The following is an 18,429-nucleotide window of genomic DNA, read 5'->3' as shown; positions in this document are numbered from 1 at the left end:
ATAATAATACAAAGGAGCGTGATCAAATGAAAAAGTATTTGTATGTTTTTTTCGCCTTTCTGGCCTGCCTTTTTGTCAGTCAGAACGTCCATGCATCTAGCCCCTCTTATGATGTATTGTACTATGGTGGAACCTTGACCTTGGACAACTGGGACGACGCCACCTATGAGGAGGAGTTGGTCTATTATTTCAAAGATTCTTACAGAGGGCAGTATGTTAGTCTAGGAACGGCGGGGAATATGCCACAAGGCTTCGCAATTGAGATGCCACCAAAGGTTGAGGTGGAAGGCCGTGATCTTCAAAGAGAACCCGAGATTACGAATCTAGGTGATGGCTACCGAGTGAAAATTTATAACGGTGGGGTAGCGACAGATACAGTCAAGGTTAAAGTCACATGGAAATTAAAAAATCTTCTTTATTCACACAAGGATATCTTGCAGTTAAACTGGAAACCAATCACAGATGGCGATCAGAAGGTGGATGAAGTTCAATTTCGTGTCATTCCTAAGTTCGCACCAGCCAATGCCCAATCGGAACTGTATATCCATACAGCCTTTATGGGACCAGATGTGACTGTAAAAAAAGAAGATGGAATCTATTCTGCTACTTTCTATAACTTAGGCAAGGGAAAAGCGGTGGAGTTGTATGGATACTGGTTGAAGTCAGACTTATCTACTTTGTATGATTCTGGTCGAAATACAGGATTGACCAAATTGGATGAATTTCATAAGAACCAAGCCAAAATTGAACAAGAAAAATACTGGACACGCATGTTTTGGAAATGGATCTTGCCAGCCTTAATTATTGCACTCTGGCTTCTTTCTCTCTTGGGTCGCAATCGGTTCAAAAAAATGATCTGGCCTGGTGTTACCTACCCAACCGATACTCGTCTTTATGAGATTCCACAGGACATTGCACCTCTGATTATGAGTTCGGTTGTTTATTCAGCTGAACTAGATGAGGCTTCCCCTACCAATAAAGAGAAGGCGACTCCTCCGGTATTTACATTTGAAAAAATGCTTCAAGCCACTTTGCTGGATTTGATGGATCGTGGAGTGATTGTCTACGAGCAACAAGGAAATGAAGTCGTTTTGACCAGGAAGTCTCATGGACATGTGGATGATTTTGAACGCTCTTTTATGAATATGGCTTTTGGGGATCAGGTTTCCTGTACCGTTAAAGATCTCTTTAAGAATTATGAATTTAGTGATGACGTATACAAACATGCCAAAAAAGCAGATCAAGATGCTATTCGTTCGCTAGGAAGTAGGGCTCAGGGTCGCTTTGATGCTGCTGTCAACCAGGTAGCCAAAGATGTTCATCGCAAGGTGGAAGATCTCCATTTGCCAAGCTACTATCGCCCTTTAGAGGCAAATGAAGAAGCGCAAGCTAGACGAAGCCTCTTCTTTGGTTGGGCTGCTTGGTTTATCGCCCTTGGAGCAGAAATCTTTGCCATCTTTGGGATGGGTTGGTTCTCGGTTCCTTGTTTGATAGGGATCCTCATACTTTGGTTTATGCCAGTGCGCTTCAATGGTGTCTTTAAAGCATGCTTACGAGATGGGGTTGTCAATCTTGCGGGTGCGGAGCAACGCTATTACTGGGATAGTTTTGGTCGGATGTTAAAAGAGATTGCTCACCTCAACGATGCAGAGTTGCAGTCTCTTGTCCTATGGAACCGATTATTGGTCTATGCGGCCTTGTATGGTGTAGCCGATCAGGTCACAAAGGTCATGAAACTTCGGAATATTCAGTTAGAAAATCAAGCCTTAAACGCCTTCGTTTACACCCCATTCTATCATGATGTGACCCACTCAAGTCATGCCATGTCTACTTATGGATCGACAGCATCGACAGCTAGTCATTTCACAGTTTCTTCTGGTAGTGGAGGAGGCTTCTCTGGCGGAGGAGGCGGAGGAGGCTTTGGTGCCTTCTAAGCAGTACTAAGAATGGTCTTAGTCTCTCTTTCCCTTCTAGTTTGGAAGGCCTGGTCCAGTCCATAGATTTATGATATAATAGAGCAAATGTAAGTTTAGGAGAAAAAGATGTTTCTGATCGAATTAATCAAGGCGATCCTTTTTGGAATTGTCGAGGGGATTACAGAATGGCTACCGATCTCAAGTACAGGTCACTTGATTCTACTACAGGATTTTGTGCAGTTTAAAAACCAAGATCCAGCCTTTATGGAGATGTTCAATGTTGTAATTCAATTGGGTGCGATCCTAGCGGTTGTGGTAATTTATTTTGATAAATTATACCCCTTCAAACCTGGTAAATCTCCACTAGAAGTACGTCGGACCTGGCAATTATGGGCAAAAGTTGCAGTTGCAACCCTCCCTCTTGTATTTGTTTTTAAATTAGATGATTGGTTTGAGGCGCATTTTCACAATTCGATTTCCGTTGCAATTATGTTGATCACCTACGGGATTGCCTTTATCTATTTGGAAAGACGGGAACAAGTCGAACCTGCAGTGACGGAATTGCATAAGCTACCTTATCGAACCGCTCTTTATATCGGACTTTTCCAAGTCTTATCGCTATTTCCAGGTACAAGCCGTTCAGGTGCTACGATTGTAGGAGGCTTGATCAATGGTGTTAGCCGTCCAGTGGTGACAGAGTTTACCTTTTATCTGGGTATCCCGGCTATGTTTGGGGCTAGTCTCTTAAAGGTTGGGAAATTCGCTTTTGGCGGGCATTCACTTGCACTAGGGCAACTCTTTATTCTACTGGTAGCGATGGGAGTGGCCTTCGTAGTCAGCATGTACGCCATCCGCTTCTTGACAGATTATGTGAAAAACCATGATTTCACCGTCTTTGGGAAATACCGTATTGTTCTTGGTTCCATCTTGTTATTGTATGGTCTCTTCCGTGTAATTTTCTAAGAGAACGGTTGAACTCGATCAAATTGTTTATTGAGGTTGGAGACTTTTGTCCCGACCTCTTTTCTATGCATCCTTTTTTTGAATTCTATCCATTTTTTTAGTATAATAGTAAGACTAGAAGTATGAGGTTATGCTATGAAGATGAAGCAAATTAGTGATTCAACAATTAAGATCACGATCCAACTAGAAGACTTAGAAGAACGTGGAATGGAAATTGCTGATTTCCTTGTCCCACAAGAAAAAACAGAAGAATTTTTCTATGCCATTTTGGATGAACTCGAAATGCCAGAAAGCTTCCTGGATAGCGGGATGCTGAGCTTTCGTGTGACACCAAAACCGGATAAATTGGATGTTTTTGTTACCAAATCAAAAATTGATCAACAATTGGATTTTGAGGATTTGTCAGATCTTCCTGATATGGAAGAGTTGTCGCGCATGACGCCAGATGAATTTATCAAAACCTTGGAAAAAACAATCTCTGATAAGACAAAAGGGGATGCAGAAGCTATTCACCATTTGGAACAAGAAGAGTTACGTGACAATCAAGAACAAGATCCTACATCTGAAGCACCAGTAAGTCAGTATATTTATTACATTTTGCGTTTTTCAAATATCCAGCAAGCAGTTGCCTTTTCAAAAATGGTCAGTTTTCCAGTGGATACCTCTGAATTATACAAAATGGGATCCGATTATTATTTAACCGTCTTGATCGATACAGAGGATCAACCAACTCAATATCCGACCTGGTTACTGGCCATCATTCGGGAGTATGCAGACGATTCAGAAGTGACACGAGCCGTTCTGCAGGAACATGGCCACTTACTAATGGTGTCTGGTGCGATTGAGAATTTGAAGAAAGTTGCTAGCTTATGATGTCCTTTTCCTTGCAATTTGTTCTGGTGCTGATTGGGACTTTTATGATTGCCTTGGTATTGACGCCCTTGGTTCGCTTATTCTCCTTTAAGATTGATGCAGTGGATTATCCGAATGCGCGTCGGATCAATACCAAGCCCATGCCAAGCGCGGGTGGACTGTCTATTGTGATCGCTTTTTCAATTGCGACTCTCATCTTTATTCCTATGCTGACATCCACCACTGCCCCAATCAAAAGTTACCTATCCTATACCTTGCCGGTCGTAGGAGCGGGATGGATTATTGCTCTCACAGGCTTGATTGATGATGTCAAAGAGTTGTCAGCCAAGAAAAAGATGATCGGTATCCTGCTTGCAGCGAGTCTAGTCTGGTTTTTGACAGATTTTCGGCTGAATGATTTCAAGATTCCATTTGGTGGTCCCTTACTTCATTTTGAACCGTGGCTTTCTTATCTTTTGACAGTGATTTGGATTGTTGCCATTACCAATGCAGTCAATCTGATTGATGGATTGGATGGCTTGGTGAGTGGGGTCTCTATTATTTCTCTAGTGACAATGGGGATTGTGTCCTATTTCTTTCTACCAGTACCCAATCTCTTTTTGACCATGACCATCTTTGTCTTGGTTGCAGCCATCGCTGGATTCTTTCCTTTTAATTACCATCCGGCCATTCTCTATCTGGGAGACACCGGTGCTCTGTTTATAGGATTTATGATTTCTGTTTTATCCTTGCAAGGTTTAAAAAATGCGACGGCAGTTGCAGTAGTCACCCCTATGATTATCCTTGGAGTGCCGATTACAGATACCTTTTTGGCGATTATCCGTCGGACCCTTTCTGGTCAAAAATTTTACAAGCCGGATCGCAATCACTTGCATCATCGTCTGCTCTCCTTGGGGTTAACCCATCGAGGAACCGTATTGGTAATCTATGGAATTTCGATGATCTTTTCGATGATCTCTTTGCTGCTTAATATCTCTACTCGCATCGGGGGCGTCTTACTTGTGATCGGGCTCTTGTTTGGAGTAGAGCTGTTAGCAGAATTGATTGGGGTTCTGGGGCCAAGTCATAGTCCTTTGTTAAATGTTCTGCGCTATATAGGGAATTCTTCCTACCGGGAGGAAGTTCGTCAAAAACGAAAAGAAAAAACTAAATAAGAATAGTTCTAATCAAAAGAAAAGCCATTTAGGCTTTTTTTTGATATACTTGAAAGGTAAAAAAATACTTTGTGATGAAGGAATCTTTACTTTGAGAACCTTCTATGCTTCAAAGTAAAAAGAAAGGGAATGCAATGTCGACATTAGAAATCAAAGACCTTCACGTTGAAATTGAAGGCAAAGAAATTTTAAAAGGTGTAAACCTAACCCTCAAAACTGGTGAGATCGCAGCCATCATGGGACCAAATGGAACAGGGAAATCTACTTTGTCAGCAGCGATTATGGGAAACCCAAATTATGAAGTGACCAAAGGGGAGATTCTGTTTGATGGTGTCAACATCTTGGAATTGGAAGTAGACGAACGGGCACGGATGGGCTTGTTCCTTGCTATGCAATACCCTTCAGAAATCCCAGGAATTACCAATGCAGAATTTTTACGTGCAGCCATGAATGCTGGTAAAGAAGAGGACGAGAAGATTTCCATTCGTGATTTCATTAACAAATTGGATGAAAAGATGGAATTGCTCAACATGAAAGAAGAAATGGCAGAACGCTATTTGAACGAAGGGTTCTCAGGTGGTGAGAAAAAACGCAATGAAATCCTTCAATTATTGATGTTGGAACCAACATTTGCCCTTTTGGATGAAATTGACTCTGGTTTGGATATCGATGCTCTTAAGGTCGTATCTAAAGGGGTTAATGCAATGCGGGGTGAAGGTTTTGGAGCGATGATCATCACCCACTACCAACGTTTGTTGAACTATATTACTCCTGACGTCGTTCATGTGATGATGGAAGGTCGTGTTGTGCTTTCAGGTGGACCAGAATTGGCTGCACGCTTGGAACGTGAAGGCTATGCCCAACTCGCAGAAGAACTCGGTTACGACTATAAAGAAGAACTATAACCTGATGACAAGTGATCTAATGTTGTCATAAAATCAAACAGATAGTATCTTTATTAGGAGAAAAAAATGAGTATTGAAAATATTACCCTCTTTTCGGAACTGCATGCTGAGCCAAGCTGGCTGCAAGATTTACGAAAAAAAGCTTTTGACAAGATCGATCAGTTGGAATTGCCAGCCATTGAACGCGTCAAATTCCACCGCTGGAATCTTGGGGATGGGACGATCACAGAAAGTGAGGCTTCTGCCAATGTTCCCGATTTTACAGCCCTCGATTCAAACTTAAAATTGGTCCAAGTTGGAACTCAGACTGTTTTTGAACAGGTGCCACAAGCCTTGGCAGACCAAGGAGTCCTTTTTACAGATTTCCATTCTGCCCTAGAAGAAATTCCGCAGGTGGTAGAAGACTACTTTATGTCTTCGGTTAAATACGATGATGATAAACTAGCAGCATACCACACAGCTTATTTTAATAGTGGGGCTGTCCTCTATATTCCAGATAACGTCGAAATTTCAGAACCAATCGAAGGCATTTTCTACCAGGATAGCGACAGTGATGTACCTTTCAATAAACACATTTTGATTATTGCAGGCAAAAACAGCAAGTTCAGCTATTTGGAACGCCTAGAATCAAAAGGTGATGGCTCAGCAACAGCAACTGCTAATGTGACGGTTGAGGTGATTGCCCGCTCAGGTGCCCAAGTGAAATTTGCGGCGATTGACCGTCTGGGTGAAAATGTCACAGCCTACATCAGTCGACGTGGGAAACTAGGTCAGGATGCCAGCATTGATTGGGCTATCGGTGTTATGAACGAAGGTAACGTGGTTGCAGACTTTGACAGTGACTTGGTTGGAAACGGAAGTCATGCAGATTTGAAAGTCGTTGCTTTATCAAGCGGTCGTCAGGTTCAAGGAATTGACACCCGCGTGACCAACTTTGGTTGCAACTCGATCGGAAATATCTTGCAACACGGGGTTATTCTTGAAAAAGGAACCTTGACCTTCAACGGAATTGGTCATATTATCAAGGGGGCTAAAGGAGCAGATGCTCAGCAAGAAAGCCGTGTCTTGATGTTATCGGATCAAGCGCGTTCAGATGCCAATCCAATCCTTTTGATTGATGAAAATGATGTCACAGCAGGCCATGCTGCATCGATCGGTCAAGTGGACCCAGAAGACATGTATTACCTCATGAGTCGTGGTCTGGATCAACACACAGCGGAACGATTAGTGGTGCGTGGTTTCTTGGGATCTGTTATTGTTGAAATCCCAGTTAAAGAAGTACGTGATGAAATGATTGCCACCATTGAAGAAAAGTTATCTCAACGCTAAGGAGAAACAATGCTAGATAAAAATACGATTGCTCAAGATTTTCCCATTCTCGATCAACTAGTTCACGATGAGCCTTTGGTTTATCTAGATAATGCAGCGACGACGCAAAAACCTAAACGTGTTCTTGAAGCAGTTAATCACTATTATTTGCAAGATAACGCCAATGTTCATCGTGGAGTCCATACTTTGGCTGAACGAGCGACAGCAGCCTATGAGGCAGCGCGTGAGAAAGTCAGAAAATTTATCAATGCTTCATCAACCAAGGAAGTGCTCTTTACAAGAGGGACAACGACTGGACTCAACTGGGTAGCCCGCTATGCAGAAGAAGTCCTAAAGGAAGGGGATGAAGTCCTAATTTCCATCATGGAACATCACTCCAACATCATTCCTTGGCAGCAAGCCTGCAAGAAGACGGGAGCGAAACTGGTCTATGTCTATCTAAAAGATGGCTTACTGGATATGCAGGACTTAAAGAGCAAGCTTAGTGAGAAGACAAAATTTGTCTCCATCACCCATGCTTCGAATGTCTTAGGGGTGGTCAATCCGATCAAGGAAATTGCTCGATTAGCTCATGAAGTTGGAGCGATCATGGTTGTAGACGGGGCTCAATCAACCCCTCATATGGCCATTGATGTACAAGACTTAGATGCGGATTTCTTTGCTTTTTCTGGCCACAAGATGGCTGCACCAACAGGGATTGGTGTCCTCTATGGGAAAGAAGAAATCTTAGAGCAAATGTCTCCGATCGAGTTTGGGGGCGAGATGATTGACTTTGTTTACGAGCAATCTGCCTCTTGGAAGGAATTGCCTTGGAAATTTGAAGCTGGAACACCTAATATGGCGGGCGCAATTGGTCTTGGTGCAGCGATCGATTACTTAGAAGAGCTGGGGATGGACCAGGTAGAAGCGCATGAGCAAGAATTGATTGCCTATGTGTTTCCAAAATTACAGGCTATCGAAGGCTTGACCATCTATGGTTCCCAAGACTTAGCCCAACGTTCTGGCGTCATTTCCTTCAATCTAGGAGATCTCCATCCGCATGACTTAGCAACAGCATTAGATTATGAAGGGATTGCTGTTCGTGCAGGTCACCACTGTGCACAACCGCTCCTTCAATACCTACAAGTCCCAGCGACAACGAGAGCAAGTTTTTATATCTACAACACCAAAGCGGACTGTGATAAATTAATTGAGGCATTGATCAAAGCAAAGGAGTTTTTCAATGGCACTTTCTAAATTAGATTCGCTGTACATGGCGGTCGTAGCTGACCATTCAAAACACCCCCACCACCAAGGACAGATTGAAGATGTTGATCAGATCCAACTCAACAATCCAACTTGTGGAGATGTGATCCAGTTAAGTGTGAAATTTGATGAGAATGACAGGGTGGAAGATATTGCCTTTGTGAATTCAGGCTGTACGATCTCAACCGCTTCAGCTAGTATGATGACGGATGCTGTAATGGGAAAAACAAAAGAGGAAGTTGAAGAATTGGCACAGGTCTTTTCAGAAATGGTCCAAGGCCAATCAGATCCTCGGCAAGAGGAGTTGGGAGATGCAGCCTTCTTATCTGGAGTCTCAAAATTCCCACAGCGGATTAAATGTGCGACCCTCTCCTGGAATGCTCTCAAAAAAGCGATCGAACGTAGCAAATAATTAAAAGAAGAAACAGAGAAAGAAAGGAAATTATGGCTGAAGAAAGAGTCGAACCGAAACCAATTGATCTCGGTGAATATAAATTTGGATTTCACGATGACGTTCAACCCATTCTCTCTACCGGGAAGGGATTGAATGAAGCGGTTATTCGTGAATTGTCTGCAGCAAAAAATGAACCAGAATGGATGCTCGAATTCCGTTTGAAATCTTTTGAAACCTTCAAAAAGATGCCCATGCAAACCTGGGGAGCCGATCTATCAGAAATTGACTTTGATGATTTGATCTATTATCAAAAACCTTCGGATAAACCTGCCCGTTCATGGGACGAAGTTCCAGAGAAAATCAAGGAAACCTTTGAGCGTATCGGGATTCCTGAAGCGGAACGTGCTTACTTAGCGGGGGCTTCTGCTCAGTATGAATCAGAAGTGGTTTACCACAATATGAAAGAAGAGTTTGAAAAGTTGGGGATTATCTTTACCGATACGGATTCTGCCCTAAAAGAATACCCAGACCTTTTCAAACAGTATTTTGCGAAGTTAGTACCACCAACGGATAACAAATTGGCTGCCCTCAACTCAGCAGTCTGGTCTGGTGGAACCTTCATTTATGTACCAAAAGGCGTAAAAGTAGATGTTCCCCTTCAAACTTACTTCCGTATCAACAATGAAAATACAGGTCAGTTTGAGCGTACCTTGATTATCGTGGATGAGGGAGCAAGCGTTCACTACGTAGAAGGCTGTACAGCACCGACCTATTCAAGCAATAGCTTGCATGCTGCAATTGTTGAGATCTTTGCCTTGGATGGAGCTTATATGCGTTACACGACCATCCAAAACTGGTCTGACAATGTCTACAACTTGGTCACCAAGCGGGCCAAAGCTCAAAAAGATGCCACAGTTGAGTGGATCGACGGGAACTTAGGAGCCAAGACAACCATGAAGTACCCATCTGTTTATCTGGATGGAGAAGGAGCGCGTGGGACCATGTTGTCCATTGCCTTTGCGAATGCAGGCCAACACCAAGATACAGGTGCCAAGATGATCCACAATGCCCCTCACACTAGCTCGTCTATCGTATCTAAATCCATCGCGAAGGGTGGCGGAAAGGTAGACTACCGTGGACAAGTGACCTTCAACAAGAACTCTAAGAAATCAGTTTCTCACATTGAGTGTGACACTATTATCATGGATGATTTATCTGCATCAGATACCATTCCATTTAATGAAATCCACAACTCACAAGTTGCTTTGGAGCACGAAGCTAAGGTTTCAAAAATCTCAGAAGAGCAACTTTATTATTTGATGAGTCGTGGTCTGTCTGAATCAGAAGCGACAGAAATGATTGTCATGGGATTTGTAGAACCCTTTACAAAAGAACTTCCAATGGAATATGCCGTTGAGTTAAACCGACTCATTAGCTACGAAATGGAAGGATCTGTAGGATAATTCGTTTTAATAGCAAAATAAAATCACAATGGATTTGACTCCATTGTGATTTTTTTGCTTATAGCTTTTCGTTGACATAACGAACAAATTCATTCCACCAAACCTTTAAGAAAAAGCTTTTCTCAATGGTTCTTCCCGATACCATATCGACCGTTGGCTCTTGATCTTCTAAGTAGCCACGTCCGATTTTATCTGGATCAGTGTAGTGTAATTTTCCAAGATTTGTGCCTGATTTGACAGGTGCTCGGAATGATTCTTGGTTACTCTTGAATTGAATTTTTGGTTCCGCTTGACTGCCTTGCTTTTCAACGATATAGAAGTCTTTTTTTGCAACAGCTAAAACAGTCTCGGACTTCCCGTCCATGACAGTTGCCTTACTTTTTCCGTAGGGATCTCCTTCTTTGACGACAATGGAAGAAACAAAGGTCCGTACCACGTAGTTCATCAGAGAAGAAGTAGCCACAAAGCGTGCATATGGATCACCGTCAACTGCCTCCACTCCTAGGACAACCGTGATCATGTGGATGCCATTTTGCGTCGTTGATGCAGCAAATGTGATACCACCTTTGGTAGAGTTGCTGACCCGAAGGCCGTCGACTCCCGACCGGTAATTCGGCATGCCTTCTAGCATCAGGTTGGGGTTTTCAATCTTCGTGTTTGAAAAAAGAGCAGTGGTTTTTGAAGTATATTTGGTCACTTCAGGAAAATCCTGGAGTAAGTGCTTGGCAATGACAGCAATATCATAAGCACTCAATTGATTTTCGTCTCCTTTCCCGTCAGGATCTCCGCTGATGGTTTGAGTATTTAATCCGGTAGCATTAATTAAATGAGGAGATTGAATGCCCCATTCAGCAAGTTTCTGCTTCATTTTTTCAACGAAGCTTTTCTCAGAGCCCCCCACTTTCTCAGCTAAGGCCAAGGCAGCAGTACTAGAATTTCCAACTAAAAGAGCAGTCAATAACTGTTCAACCGTATATTGGTTCGCTTCCATAGGAAGAGTACCAGCACCTTCGATATCATTTAAGGCCAGAGCTTTCTCAGACAATTTGATAGGATCTTTTAGAGAAAGTTTTTTTTCATGAATAGCTTCGAAAATCAGATAAGTGGTCAAGAGTGTAGATAGTCCCCCCACATCTCGTTTTTTCTCTGAATCCTTTTCATATAAAATTTTACCTGTATCAGCTTCAACAGCAATAGCACTTTGAGCAGGAAGTTCTAGCTCATCTGCCAGAACGACTTGATAAGGTAAACTGCATAACAGCAGCATGAAGGTTAAAAAAGAAAGAAAGAATTTTTTCACAGTTGTTTCCTCGTTGCTTAGTCCTCTCTATTGTATCATACAAATGATTAATGGAAAATCGTAAAATCATCAATTAGGCTAAAAAGTCAATCATAGCAAGGTTTTTGGATGGGATTGAAGCAAATATTCAGAAAATTTAGTTTACTTTTTTTTCTACTTGTGATATAATCTTAAACAAATCTAAAAAAACTATTGGAGAATTCCTATGAAAAAAGGTAAAGTATTCGCAGTTGCCGGAGTAACACTCCTTGCAGCTGGATTGTTAGCTGCATGTTCTAGTTCAAATACTAGCAAAGCAAGCTCAGGCGAAGACAAAAACTATGGTTATGTCTACACTACTGACCCAACAACTTTGGACTATACTGTGTCTTCTAAATCTGCCACTCAAGATCTCACTACAAACATCGTAGACGGTTTGATGGAAAATGACAAGTATGGAAATCTTGTGCCATCACTTGCGGAAGATTGGTCTGTTTCAAAAGACGGTTTGACTTATACCTACAAGATTCGTAAGGGTGTTAAATGGTACGATGCAGATGGTGAAGAACGCGGTGAAGTGACTGCCAAAGACTTCGTGACTGGTTTGAAACACGCTGCTGATAAAAAATCAGAAGAACTTCCACTAGTTCAAGGCTCAATCAAAGGCTTGGATGATTATGTGCAAGGAAAAACTACAGACTTCAGCCAAGTTGGTGTCAAAGCGGTTGATGATTACACACTTCAATATACATTGAACAAACCTGAAACCTTCTGGAACTCTAAAACAACAAACGGAATCTTGTTCCCAATTAGCACAGATTTCTTGAAGAGTAAGGGAGATGATTTTGGTCAACCAAACGATGTGAAATCAGTACTTGCAAACGGACCTTTCCTTCTTAAATCTATTACATCAAAATCATCTGTTGTATTTGAAAAGAATGACAACTACTGGGATAAGAAAAACGTTCACGTCAAGGAAGTAAAACTTACTTATTACGATGGATCAGACCAAGATTCATTGGCACGTGGTTTCTCTGATGGAGCTTATACAGCTGCTCGTCTTTTCCCATCAAGCTCAAACTTTGCAACAGTAGAGAAAAAATACAAGGACAACATCTATAACACACCAGCTGGTTCAGGTGTAGCAATCCTTGGTTTCAACATCGATCGTCAATCTTACAAACACACTGCAAAGAAATCAGATGCTGAAAAATCTTCTACTAAGAAAGCAATCTTGAACAAAGATTTCCGTCAAGCCATCACTTTTGCCTTGAACCGTGAAAACTACTCAGCACAAGTCAATGGTAAAGAATTTGCTAAACCAGCTATCCGTAATACATATGTTGCACCTGCATTCGTACAAGTAGACGGAAAAGACTTCGGAAATGTAGTTGCAGATAAGTTGACTACTTATGGAGACCAATGGAAGGGTATCAACCTTGAAGATGGTCAAGATGGTCTTTACAACAAAGATAAAGCGAAAGCACAACTTGAAAAAGCCAAAGCTGAACTTCAAAAAGACGGCGTTCAATTCCCAATTCATATTGACGTTCCTGTTATTCAAAATGCAACAAGTATAGTTACACGTATGCAATCATTGAAACAAACGGTAGAAGAAACTCTTGGTAAAGACAACGTAGTTGTTGACCTTCAAATGATGGACCAAGACGAAGTGTTGAACATCACATTGAATGTTCCATCAGCTGCAGATGCAGATTGGGATCTTCAAGGTATGGTCGGTTGGAACCCAGACTATCAAGATCCATCAACTTACCTTGATACGCTTCAACCATCTTCTGAAGACCAAACAAAAGTTTACCTTGGTTTTGCAGGTGGTGTAGATAACCCATCAGCTAAAGCTGTAGGTTTGGATGAGTTTGCAAAACTTCTTGACGATGCAAACAACGAAACACAAGATGTTGTGAAACGTTATGAAAAATATGCAGCAGCTCAAGCTTGGTTGACAGATAGCGCAATTGTAGTACCTACAATGTCATCATCAGGAGCAGCAACTGTTATCTCTAAAGTGGTACCATTCTCTGGTGCTTCAGCTCAAGCTGGTAACAAAGGATCAGCATACTTCAAATATGTAGAAGTTCAAGATGAACCTGTTACTAAGAAACAATACGATGAAGCTCTTAAGAAATGGCAAAAAGAAAAAGTTGAGTCAAACAAAAAAGCTCAACAAGATCTTGAAAAACACGTTAAATAATTAAATTATTGCTTTTCATTAGAACTTTCTCTTCTAGGGGAGAAAGTTCTTTTGGACATTAAAGGAATGAAATATGAAAAAATATGTTTTTATGCGTATTTTGCGTTCGTTAGTGTCGATCTTTCTCGTCACGACATTAACCTACATGATTATCTATACGCTAACACCGAGAAATCTCATCTTTAAGAATGACCCCAACTACAATAAAGTAGCGAAGACAAAAGATTCGAAGATCAACTACGAAAATACAGTCTATGATCGCATGGGTTATTTGGAATACATGGATTCAAAGAGCTTGCAACAAAAAGCAAGTAAAGAAGATTCTTCCGTAACGGTTGATGCGACAAATGCCAATGAAAAGATCTACAAAAAATATATTGAAAAATTAGGTCATGGTTGGCAGTTGAAACGTTTCCCAGAAAGTAAGTCTTTCTATGCGGTGCGTGAAATTCCGGTATTTGAACGTGTTATTAGCTTCTATGCGAATTTGATTCAATTTGATCATCCAGGTTGGGTGAAAGATGCCTCGAATCCAAATCTTAAACGCTATATCCGTATTGAAAATGATCCATCTATTGGATGGTCTGTAGTGGGTTCTGGTACGAAACACAAATACCTCTTGTACTTTAATGGTCAGTTCCCATATGTACACCAAAACTTTGTGACCTTAAACCTTGGAAATTCATATCCAACTTATTCAAATACCCCTGTTCTTCAAGTTATTACCCAAGGACAAGGAACGACTAAGAAGAGTGAAGTGAACTTCCCAACAGGTAAAAAGACATCTTCCATCGATATCTACTCACGTACCTACAAATCACCAAGTAAGGCAGACTCACAAGATATCAGTCGATTTGGTAAAGGGGATGCCTATACAGCAACGTTGAGCAACTATGAGAATCCATCCATGATTGCATCTTCTTCAATCATTGGTTTGATTGGTATTGCGATTGCCTACTTGATTGCGATCCCACTAGGATCTTATATGGCTCTTTTCAAGGACTCATGGTTTGATAGCATCTCTACTGCGGCCTTGACATTTATGATGTCTCTCCCAACCATTGCCCTTGTCTATATCGTGCGTCTAGCAGGTTCATTCTTTGGATTTCCAGACTCATTCCCAGTACTTGGAGCACAGGACTGGCGTTCATATGTATTGCCGTCTCTGATTCTTGGTTTATTGAGTGCGCCATTTATCGCCGTTTGGATTCGTCGTTATATGATCGATATTCACTCTCAGGATTTCGTCCGTTTTGCTCGTTCAAAAGGATTGTCAGAACGTGAGATCTCAAGAAAACACATCTTCAAAAATGCGATGGTTCCACTAGTTTCTGGAATTCCAGGGGCTATCATTGGAGTTATCTCAGGTGCGACGTTGACTGAAACAGTCTTCGCTTTCCCAGGTATGGGTAAAATGTTGATTGACTCTATTAAAGCATCAAACAACACCATGGTCATCGGACTTGTCTTCATCTTCACATCACTTGGTATCTTTGCTGCCATGTTAGGTGATATCTTGATGACAGTGCTTGATCCACGGATTAAATTAACGAATACGAAAGGAGGCAAATAATGGCTACAATCGATAAAAATAAATTTCAGTTTGTAAAACGCGATGACTTTGCCTCTGAAGTAATCGATGCTCCAGCGTATTCATACTGGAAATCTGTATTCAGACAATTCTTGAAAAAAAGAACCACTATCATTATGCTTGCTATTTTGATTGGGATTCTCTTGATGAGTTTTGTCTACCCGATGTTTTCAAATTTTGATTACAACGACGTAAGTAAGGTAAATGACTTTTCAGCACGTTTGAATCCACCAAGTGCCAAAGCTTTCTTTGGTACAGATAATAACGGTAAATCCCTCTTTGATGGAGTTTGGTTTGGTGCTCGGAATTCAATTATCATTTCCTTCATCGCCACTGTTATTAACGTGGTTGTCGGAGTTATCGTTGGTGGAATTTGGGGGATCTCAAAATCCATCGACCGTATCATGATGGAAGTTTATAACGTTATTTCAAACATTCCGTTTATGTTGATCGTTATCGTCTTGACTTACTCAATGGGATCTGGTTTCTGGAACTTGATTCTTGCCATGTCCTTAACTGGATGGATCGGAATTGCCTATACCATTCGTGTCCAAATCATGCGTTACCGTGATTTGGAGTACAACCTTGCCAGCCGAACATTAGGAACACCAACTTTGAAAATTGTTACGAAAAATATTTTGCCTCAATTGGTATCTGTTATCGTGACACAAACATCACAGTTACTTCCAAGCTTTATTTCTTATGAAGCTTTCCTTTCCTTCTTCGGACTTGGTCTTCCAATCACAGTTCCAAGTTTGGGACGTTTGATTTCTGACTATTCTCAAAACGTAACTACAAATGCCTACCTATTCTGGATTCCGCTTACTGTTTTGATTTTAGTATCCTTGTCATTCTTTATCGTCGGACAAAACTTGGCCGATGCCAGCGACCCACGTACACATAGATAGGAGGAGTAGATATGACATCAAATAACAATATTATTTTATCTGCTCAAGATATCGTAGTGGAATTTGACGTGCGCGATCGCGTATTGACAGCTATTCGTGGCGTATCGCTTGAGCTAGAAGAAGGTGAAGTTCTTGCCTTAGTTGGTGAGTCAGGTTCAGGGAAATCAGTTTTGACAAAAACGTTCACCGGAATGTTAGAAGATAATGGCCGTATTGCCCAAGGTTCGATTAAATACCGTGGTCAAGAATTGACAGATTTGAAATCGAATAAAGATTGGGAAAATATTCGTGGATCTAAGATCGCTACAATTTTCCAAGACCCAATGACAAGTTTGGACCCAATCAACACAATTGGTTCACAAATTACAGAAGTCATTATCAAACACCAAGGGAAAACAGCTAAAGAAGCCAAAGAAATGGCTTTGGACTATATGGAGAAAGTTGGAATTCCAGATGCTGAACGTCGTTTTGATGAGTATCCATTCCAATATTCAGGTGGGATGCGTCAACGGATCGTTATTGCCATCGCCTTGGCCTGCCGTCCAGATATCTTAATCTGTGACGAACCAACAACAGCCCTTGACGTAACCATTCAAGCGCAAATCATTGATTTGTTGAAATCCCTTCAAAAAGAATACCAATTTACAGTTATCTTTATCACCCACGATTTAGGTGTGGTTGCAAGTATTGCAGATAAAGTAGCCGTTATGTATGCTGGAGAAATTGTTGAGTTTGGTAAAGTAGAAGAAATTTTCTACGATCCAAAACATCCATACACATGGAGCTTGCTTTCAAGCTTGCCTCAATTGTCAACCTCAGATGGTGATCTTTACTCTATTCCAGGAACTCCGCCTTCATTGTATGCTCCGATTAAAGGAGATGCTTTCGCACTTCGTTCAGACTATGCGATGCAGATTGATTTTGAAGAAGAGGCACCTGCTTTCAAAGTAACCGATACTCACTGGGCTAAGACATGGTTGCTCCATCCAGATGCACCGACAGTTCATAAACCAGAAGTAATCGAAAACCTTCACGAAAAGATTGGCTCAAAAATGGGCTTTACTCACATAACAGAATAGGAGGAAGGAAATGACTGAAAAATTAGTTGAAATTAAAGATTTAGAAATTTCCTTCGGTGAAGGAAGTAAAAAATTTGTTGCTGTAAAGAACGCCAACTTCTTCATTAATAAGGGAGAAACTTTCTCTCTTGTTGGTGAATCAGGAAGTGGGAAGACGACAATTGGACGTGCTATCATCGGTTTGAATGATACAAGTGCTGGAGAAATTATTTATGACGGTCGCAAGATCAACGGAAGAAACTCTCACAGTGAAAAATCAGAGTTGATCCGAAAAATTCAAATGATCTTCCAAGACCCAGCAGCAAGTTTGAATGAACGTGCAACAGTTGATTATATTATCTCTGAAGGTTTGATCAATCACCATTTGTTTAACAGTGAAGAAGAACGTCAGGAAAAAGTGAAAAATATTATGCATGAAGTTGGGCTTCTTGCAGAACATTTGACACGTTACCCTCACGAATTCTCAGGTGGACAACGTCAACGGATCGGTATTGCCCGTGCACTTGTTATGGAACCAGAATTTGTCATTGCGGATGAACCAATCTCAGCTCTGGACGTTTCAGTACGTGCGCAGGTCTTGAACCTTTTGAAAAAATTCCAAAGAGAATTAGGTTTGACCTACCTCTTTATCGCCCATGACTTGTCAGTTGTGCGCTTCATTTCTGACCGTATAGCAGTTATCTATAAAGGGGTTATTGTAGAAGTAGCAGAAACTGAAGAGCTATTTAACCACCCAATTCATCCATACACGCAATCACTTCTTTCAGCAGTCCCAATTCCAGATCCAATTCTAGAACGTAAAAAAGTTCTTAAAATCTACGATCCAGAACAACATGATTACTCTGAAGATAAACCACAAATGGTTGAAATTAAACCAGGTCATTATGTTTGGGCTAATAAAGCTGAGGAAAACAAATACAGACAAGAATATAAATAGAGAGGTTTTCCCTCTCTATTTTCTTACTTTAAGAAAAAACTTTTAAAAAAATAAAAAAAATTTTAAAAAAGTGTTGACAGTAAGGGTAGGTCATGATATACTAATATAGTTGTCGCGAGAGAGCGACAAAGACCTTTGAAAACTGAACAAGACGAACCAATGTGCAGGGCACTATAACGGA

At 41.1% G+C, this 18,429-nt stretch carries 15 protein-coding genes; 14 read left to right on the top strand and 1 reads right to left on the bottom strand.

Going from position 1 to position 18,429, the window contains the following annotated elements; translation table 11 throughout:
* Positions 1 to 26: 26 nt before the first annotated feature.
* From O3605_RS07195 to sufB, 9 genes are all read left to right on the top strand, one after another.
* Positions 27 to 1,934: a DUF2207 domain-containing protein gene (locus O3605_RS07195; protein ID WP_049497672.1), complete on the top strand. Its 1,908-nt coding sequence runs from the start codon at positions 27 to 29 to the stop codon at positions 1,932 to 1,934.
* 108 nt (positions 1,935 to 2,042) lie between these two features.
* Complete coding sequence (locus O3605_RS07190; protein ID WP_049497674.1) at positions 2,043 to 2,879, top strand: undecaprenyl-diphosphate phosphatase; 837 nt, start codon at positions 2,043 to 2,045, stop codon at positions 2,877 to 2,879.
* A 135-nt stretch (positions 2,880 to 3,014) separates the two neighbouring features.
* Entirely contained in the window at positions 3,015 to 3,752 is a 738-nt protein-coding gene (gene mecA / locus O3605_RS07185; protein ID WP_049473266.1) for an adaptor protein MecA, read from the top strand.
* Positions 3,749 to 4,906, top strand: a complete 1,158-nt coding sequence (locus O3605_RS07180; protein WP_049497676.1) for a glycosyltransferase family 4 protein — start codon at positions 3,749 to 3,751, stop codon at positions 4,904 to 4,906. Before mecA ends, O3605_RS07180 begins: the two co-directional genes overlap by 4 nt.
* Before the next feature lie 134 nt (positions 4,907 to 5,040).
* A complete protein-coding gene (gene sufC, locus O3605_RS07175; RefSeq protein WP_049497693.1) occupies positions 5,041 to 5,811 on the top strand; it encodes a Fe-S cluster assembly ATPase SufC in 771 nt (256 codons plus the stop codon).
* Between the two features lie 66 nt (positions 5,812 to 5,877).
* A complete protein-coding gene (sufD, locus tag O3605_RS07170; protein WP_049485794.1) occupies positions 5,878 to 7,140 on the top strand; it encodes a Fe-S cluster assembly protein SufD in 1,263 nt (420 codons plus the stop codon).
* A gap of 9 nt (positions 7,141 to 7,149) precedes the next feature.
* On the top strand, positions 7,150 to 8,376 hold the full coding sequence (locus tag O3605_RS07165; protein ID WP_049485795.1) for a cysteine desulfurase: 1,227 nt from the start codon (positions 7,150 to 7,152) through the stop codon (positions 8,374 to 8,376).
* The gene (sufU, locus tag O3605_RS07160) at positions 8,363 to 8,797 is read left to right on the top strand and encodes a Fe-S cluster assembly sulfur transfer protein SufU (protein ID WP_003010276.1); all 435 of its coding nucleotides are present in this window, start codon (positions 8,363 to 8,365) and stop codon (positions 8,795 to 8,797) included. The genes O3605_RS07165 and sufU overlap by 14 nt, the downstream gene beginning before the upstream one ends.
* 32 nt (positions 8,798 to 8,829) lie before the next feature.
* A complete protein-coding gene (sufB, locus tag O3605_RS07155) occupies positions 8,830 to 10,242 on the top strand; it encodes a Fe-S cluster assembly protein SufB (protein ID WP_003010279.1) in 1,413 nt (470 codons plus the stop codon).
* A gap of 58 nt (positions 10,243 to 10,300) precedes the next feature.
* On the opposite strand, the gene O3605_RS07150 is transcribed toward sufB, so the two are convergent.
* Positions 10,301 to 11,542 (bottom strand): serine hydrolase, encoded by a 1,242-nt coding sequence (locus tag O3605_RS07150; RefSeq protein ID WP_371585704.1) that lies wholly within the window; start codon positions 11,540 to 11,542, stop codon positions 10,301 to 10,303.
* A 205-nt stretch (positions 11,543 to 11,747) separates the two neighbouring features.
* Between O3605_RS07150 and O3605_RS07145 the strand changes: the two genes are divergently transcribed.
* From O3605_RS07145 to O3605_RS07125, 5 genes are all read left to right on the top strand, one after another.
* The gene (locus O3605_RS07145; protein WP_070595567.1) at positions 11,748 to 13,733 is read left to right on the top strand and encodes a peptide ABC transporter substrate-binding protein; all 1,986 of its coding nucleotides are present in this window, start codon (positions 11,748 to 11,750) and stop codon (positions 13,731 to 13,733) included.
* 73 nt (positions 13,734 to 13,806) lie between these two features.
* Complete coding sequence (locus O3605_RS07140; RefSeq protein WP_371585701.1) at positions 13,807 to 15,306, top strand: ABC transporter permease; 1,500 nt, start codon at positions 13,807 to 13,809, stop codon at positions 15,304 to 15,306.
* Complete coding sequence (oppC, locus tag O3605_RS07135) at positions 15,306 to 16,232, top strand: oligopeptide ABC transporter permease OppC (RefSeq protein ID WP_003010290.1); 927 nt, start codon at positions 15,306 to 15,308, stop codon at positions 16,230 to 16,232. Before O3605_RS07140 ends, oppC begins: the two co-directional genes overlap by 1 nt.
* An 11-nt stretch (positions 16,233 to 16,243) precedes the next feature.
* On the top strand, positions 16,244 to 17,311 hold the full coding sequence (locus O3605_RS07130) for an ABC transporter ATP-binding protein (protein ID WP_003010293.1): 1,068 nt from the start codon (positions 16,244 to 16,246) through the stop codon (positions 17,309 to 17,311).
* A gap of 10 nt (positions 17,312 to 17,321) precedes the next feature.
* The gene (locus O3605_RS07125; protein WP_021154496.1) at positions 17,322 to 18,248 is read left to right on the top strand and encodes an ATP-binding cassette domain-containing protein; all 927 of its coding nucleotides are present in this window, start codon (positions 17,322 to 17,324) and stop codon (positions 18,246 to 18,248) included.
* Positions 18,249 to 18,429 lie beyond the last annotated feature (181 nt).

The sequence above is a fragment of the Streptococcus sp. 27098_8_99 genome (assembly GCF_041431935.1).
In the GTDB taxonomy this organism is placed as follows: Bacteria; Bacillota; Bacilli; order Lactobacillales; family Streptococcaceae; genus Streptococcus; species Streptococcus parasanguinis_D.
The sequence above is the reverse complement of the archived record's forward strand: the minus strand, read 5'-3'. Positions and strand labels throughout refer to the sequence as shown.

Excerpts from the sequence above, each read along its gene's own strand:
- O3605_RS07190 (WP_049497674.1), top strand. The coding sequence starts at position 2,043 with ATGTTTCTGATCGAATTAATCAAGGCGATCCTTTTTGGAATTGTCGAG.
- O3605_RS07125 (WP_021154496.1), top strand. The coding sequence starts at position 17,322 with ATGACTGAAAAATTAGTTGAAATTAAAGATTTAGAAATTTCCTTCGGT.
- sufC (WP_049497693.1), top strand. The coding sequence starts at position 5,041 with ATGTCGACATTAGAAATCAAAGACCTTCACGTTGAAATTGAAGGCAAA.
- mecA (WP_049473266.1), top strand. The coding sequence starts at position 3,015 with ATGAAGATGAAGCAAATTAGTGATTCAACAATTAAGATCACGATCCAA.
- O3605_RS07140 (WP_371585701.1), top strand. The coding sequence starts at position 13,807 with ATGAAAAAATATGTTTTTATGCGTATTTTGCGTTCGTTAGTGTCGATC.
- sufB (WP_003010279.1), top strand. The coding sequence starts at position 8,830 with ATGGCTGAAGAAAGAGTCGAACCGAAACCAATTGATCTCGGTGAATAT.
- O3605_RS07130 (WP_003010293.1), top strand. The coding sequence starts at position 16,244 with ATGACATCAAATAACAATATTATTTTATCTGCTCAAGATATCGTAGTG.
- sufU (WP_003010276.1), top strand. The coding sequence starts at position 8,363 with ATGGCACTTTCTAAATTAGATTCGCTGTACATGGCGGTCGTAGCTGAC.
- O3605_RS07180 (WP_049497676.1), top strand. The coding sequence starts at position 3,749 with ATGATGTCCTTTTCCTTGCAATTTGTTCTGGTGCTGATTGGGACTTTT.
- O3605_RS07165 (WP_049485795.1), top strand. The coding sequence starts at position 7,150 with ATGCTAGATAAAAATACGATTGCTCAAGATTTTCCCATTCTCGATCAA.
- O3605_RS07145 (WP_070595567.1), top strand. The coding sequence starts at position 11,748 with ATGAAAAAAGGTAAAGTATTCGCAGTTGCCGGAGTAACACTCCTTGCA.
- oppC (WP_003010290.1), top strand. The coding sequence starts at position 15,306 with ATGGCTACAATCGATAAAAATAAATTTCAGTTTGTAAAACGCGATGAC.
- O3605_RS07195 (WP_049497672.1), top strand. The coding sequence starts at position 27 with ATGAAAAAGTATTTGTATGTTTTTTTCGCCTTTCTGGCCTGCCTTTTT.
- sufD (WP_049485794.1), top strand. The coding sequence starts at position 5,878 with ATGAGTATTGAAAATATTACCCTCTTTTCGGAACTGCATGCTGAGCCA.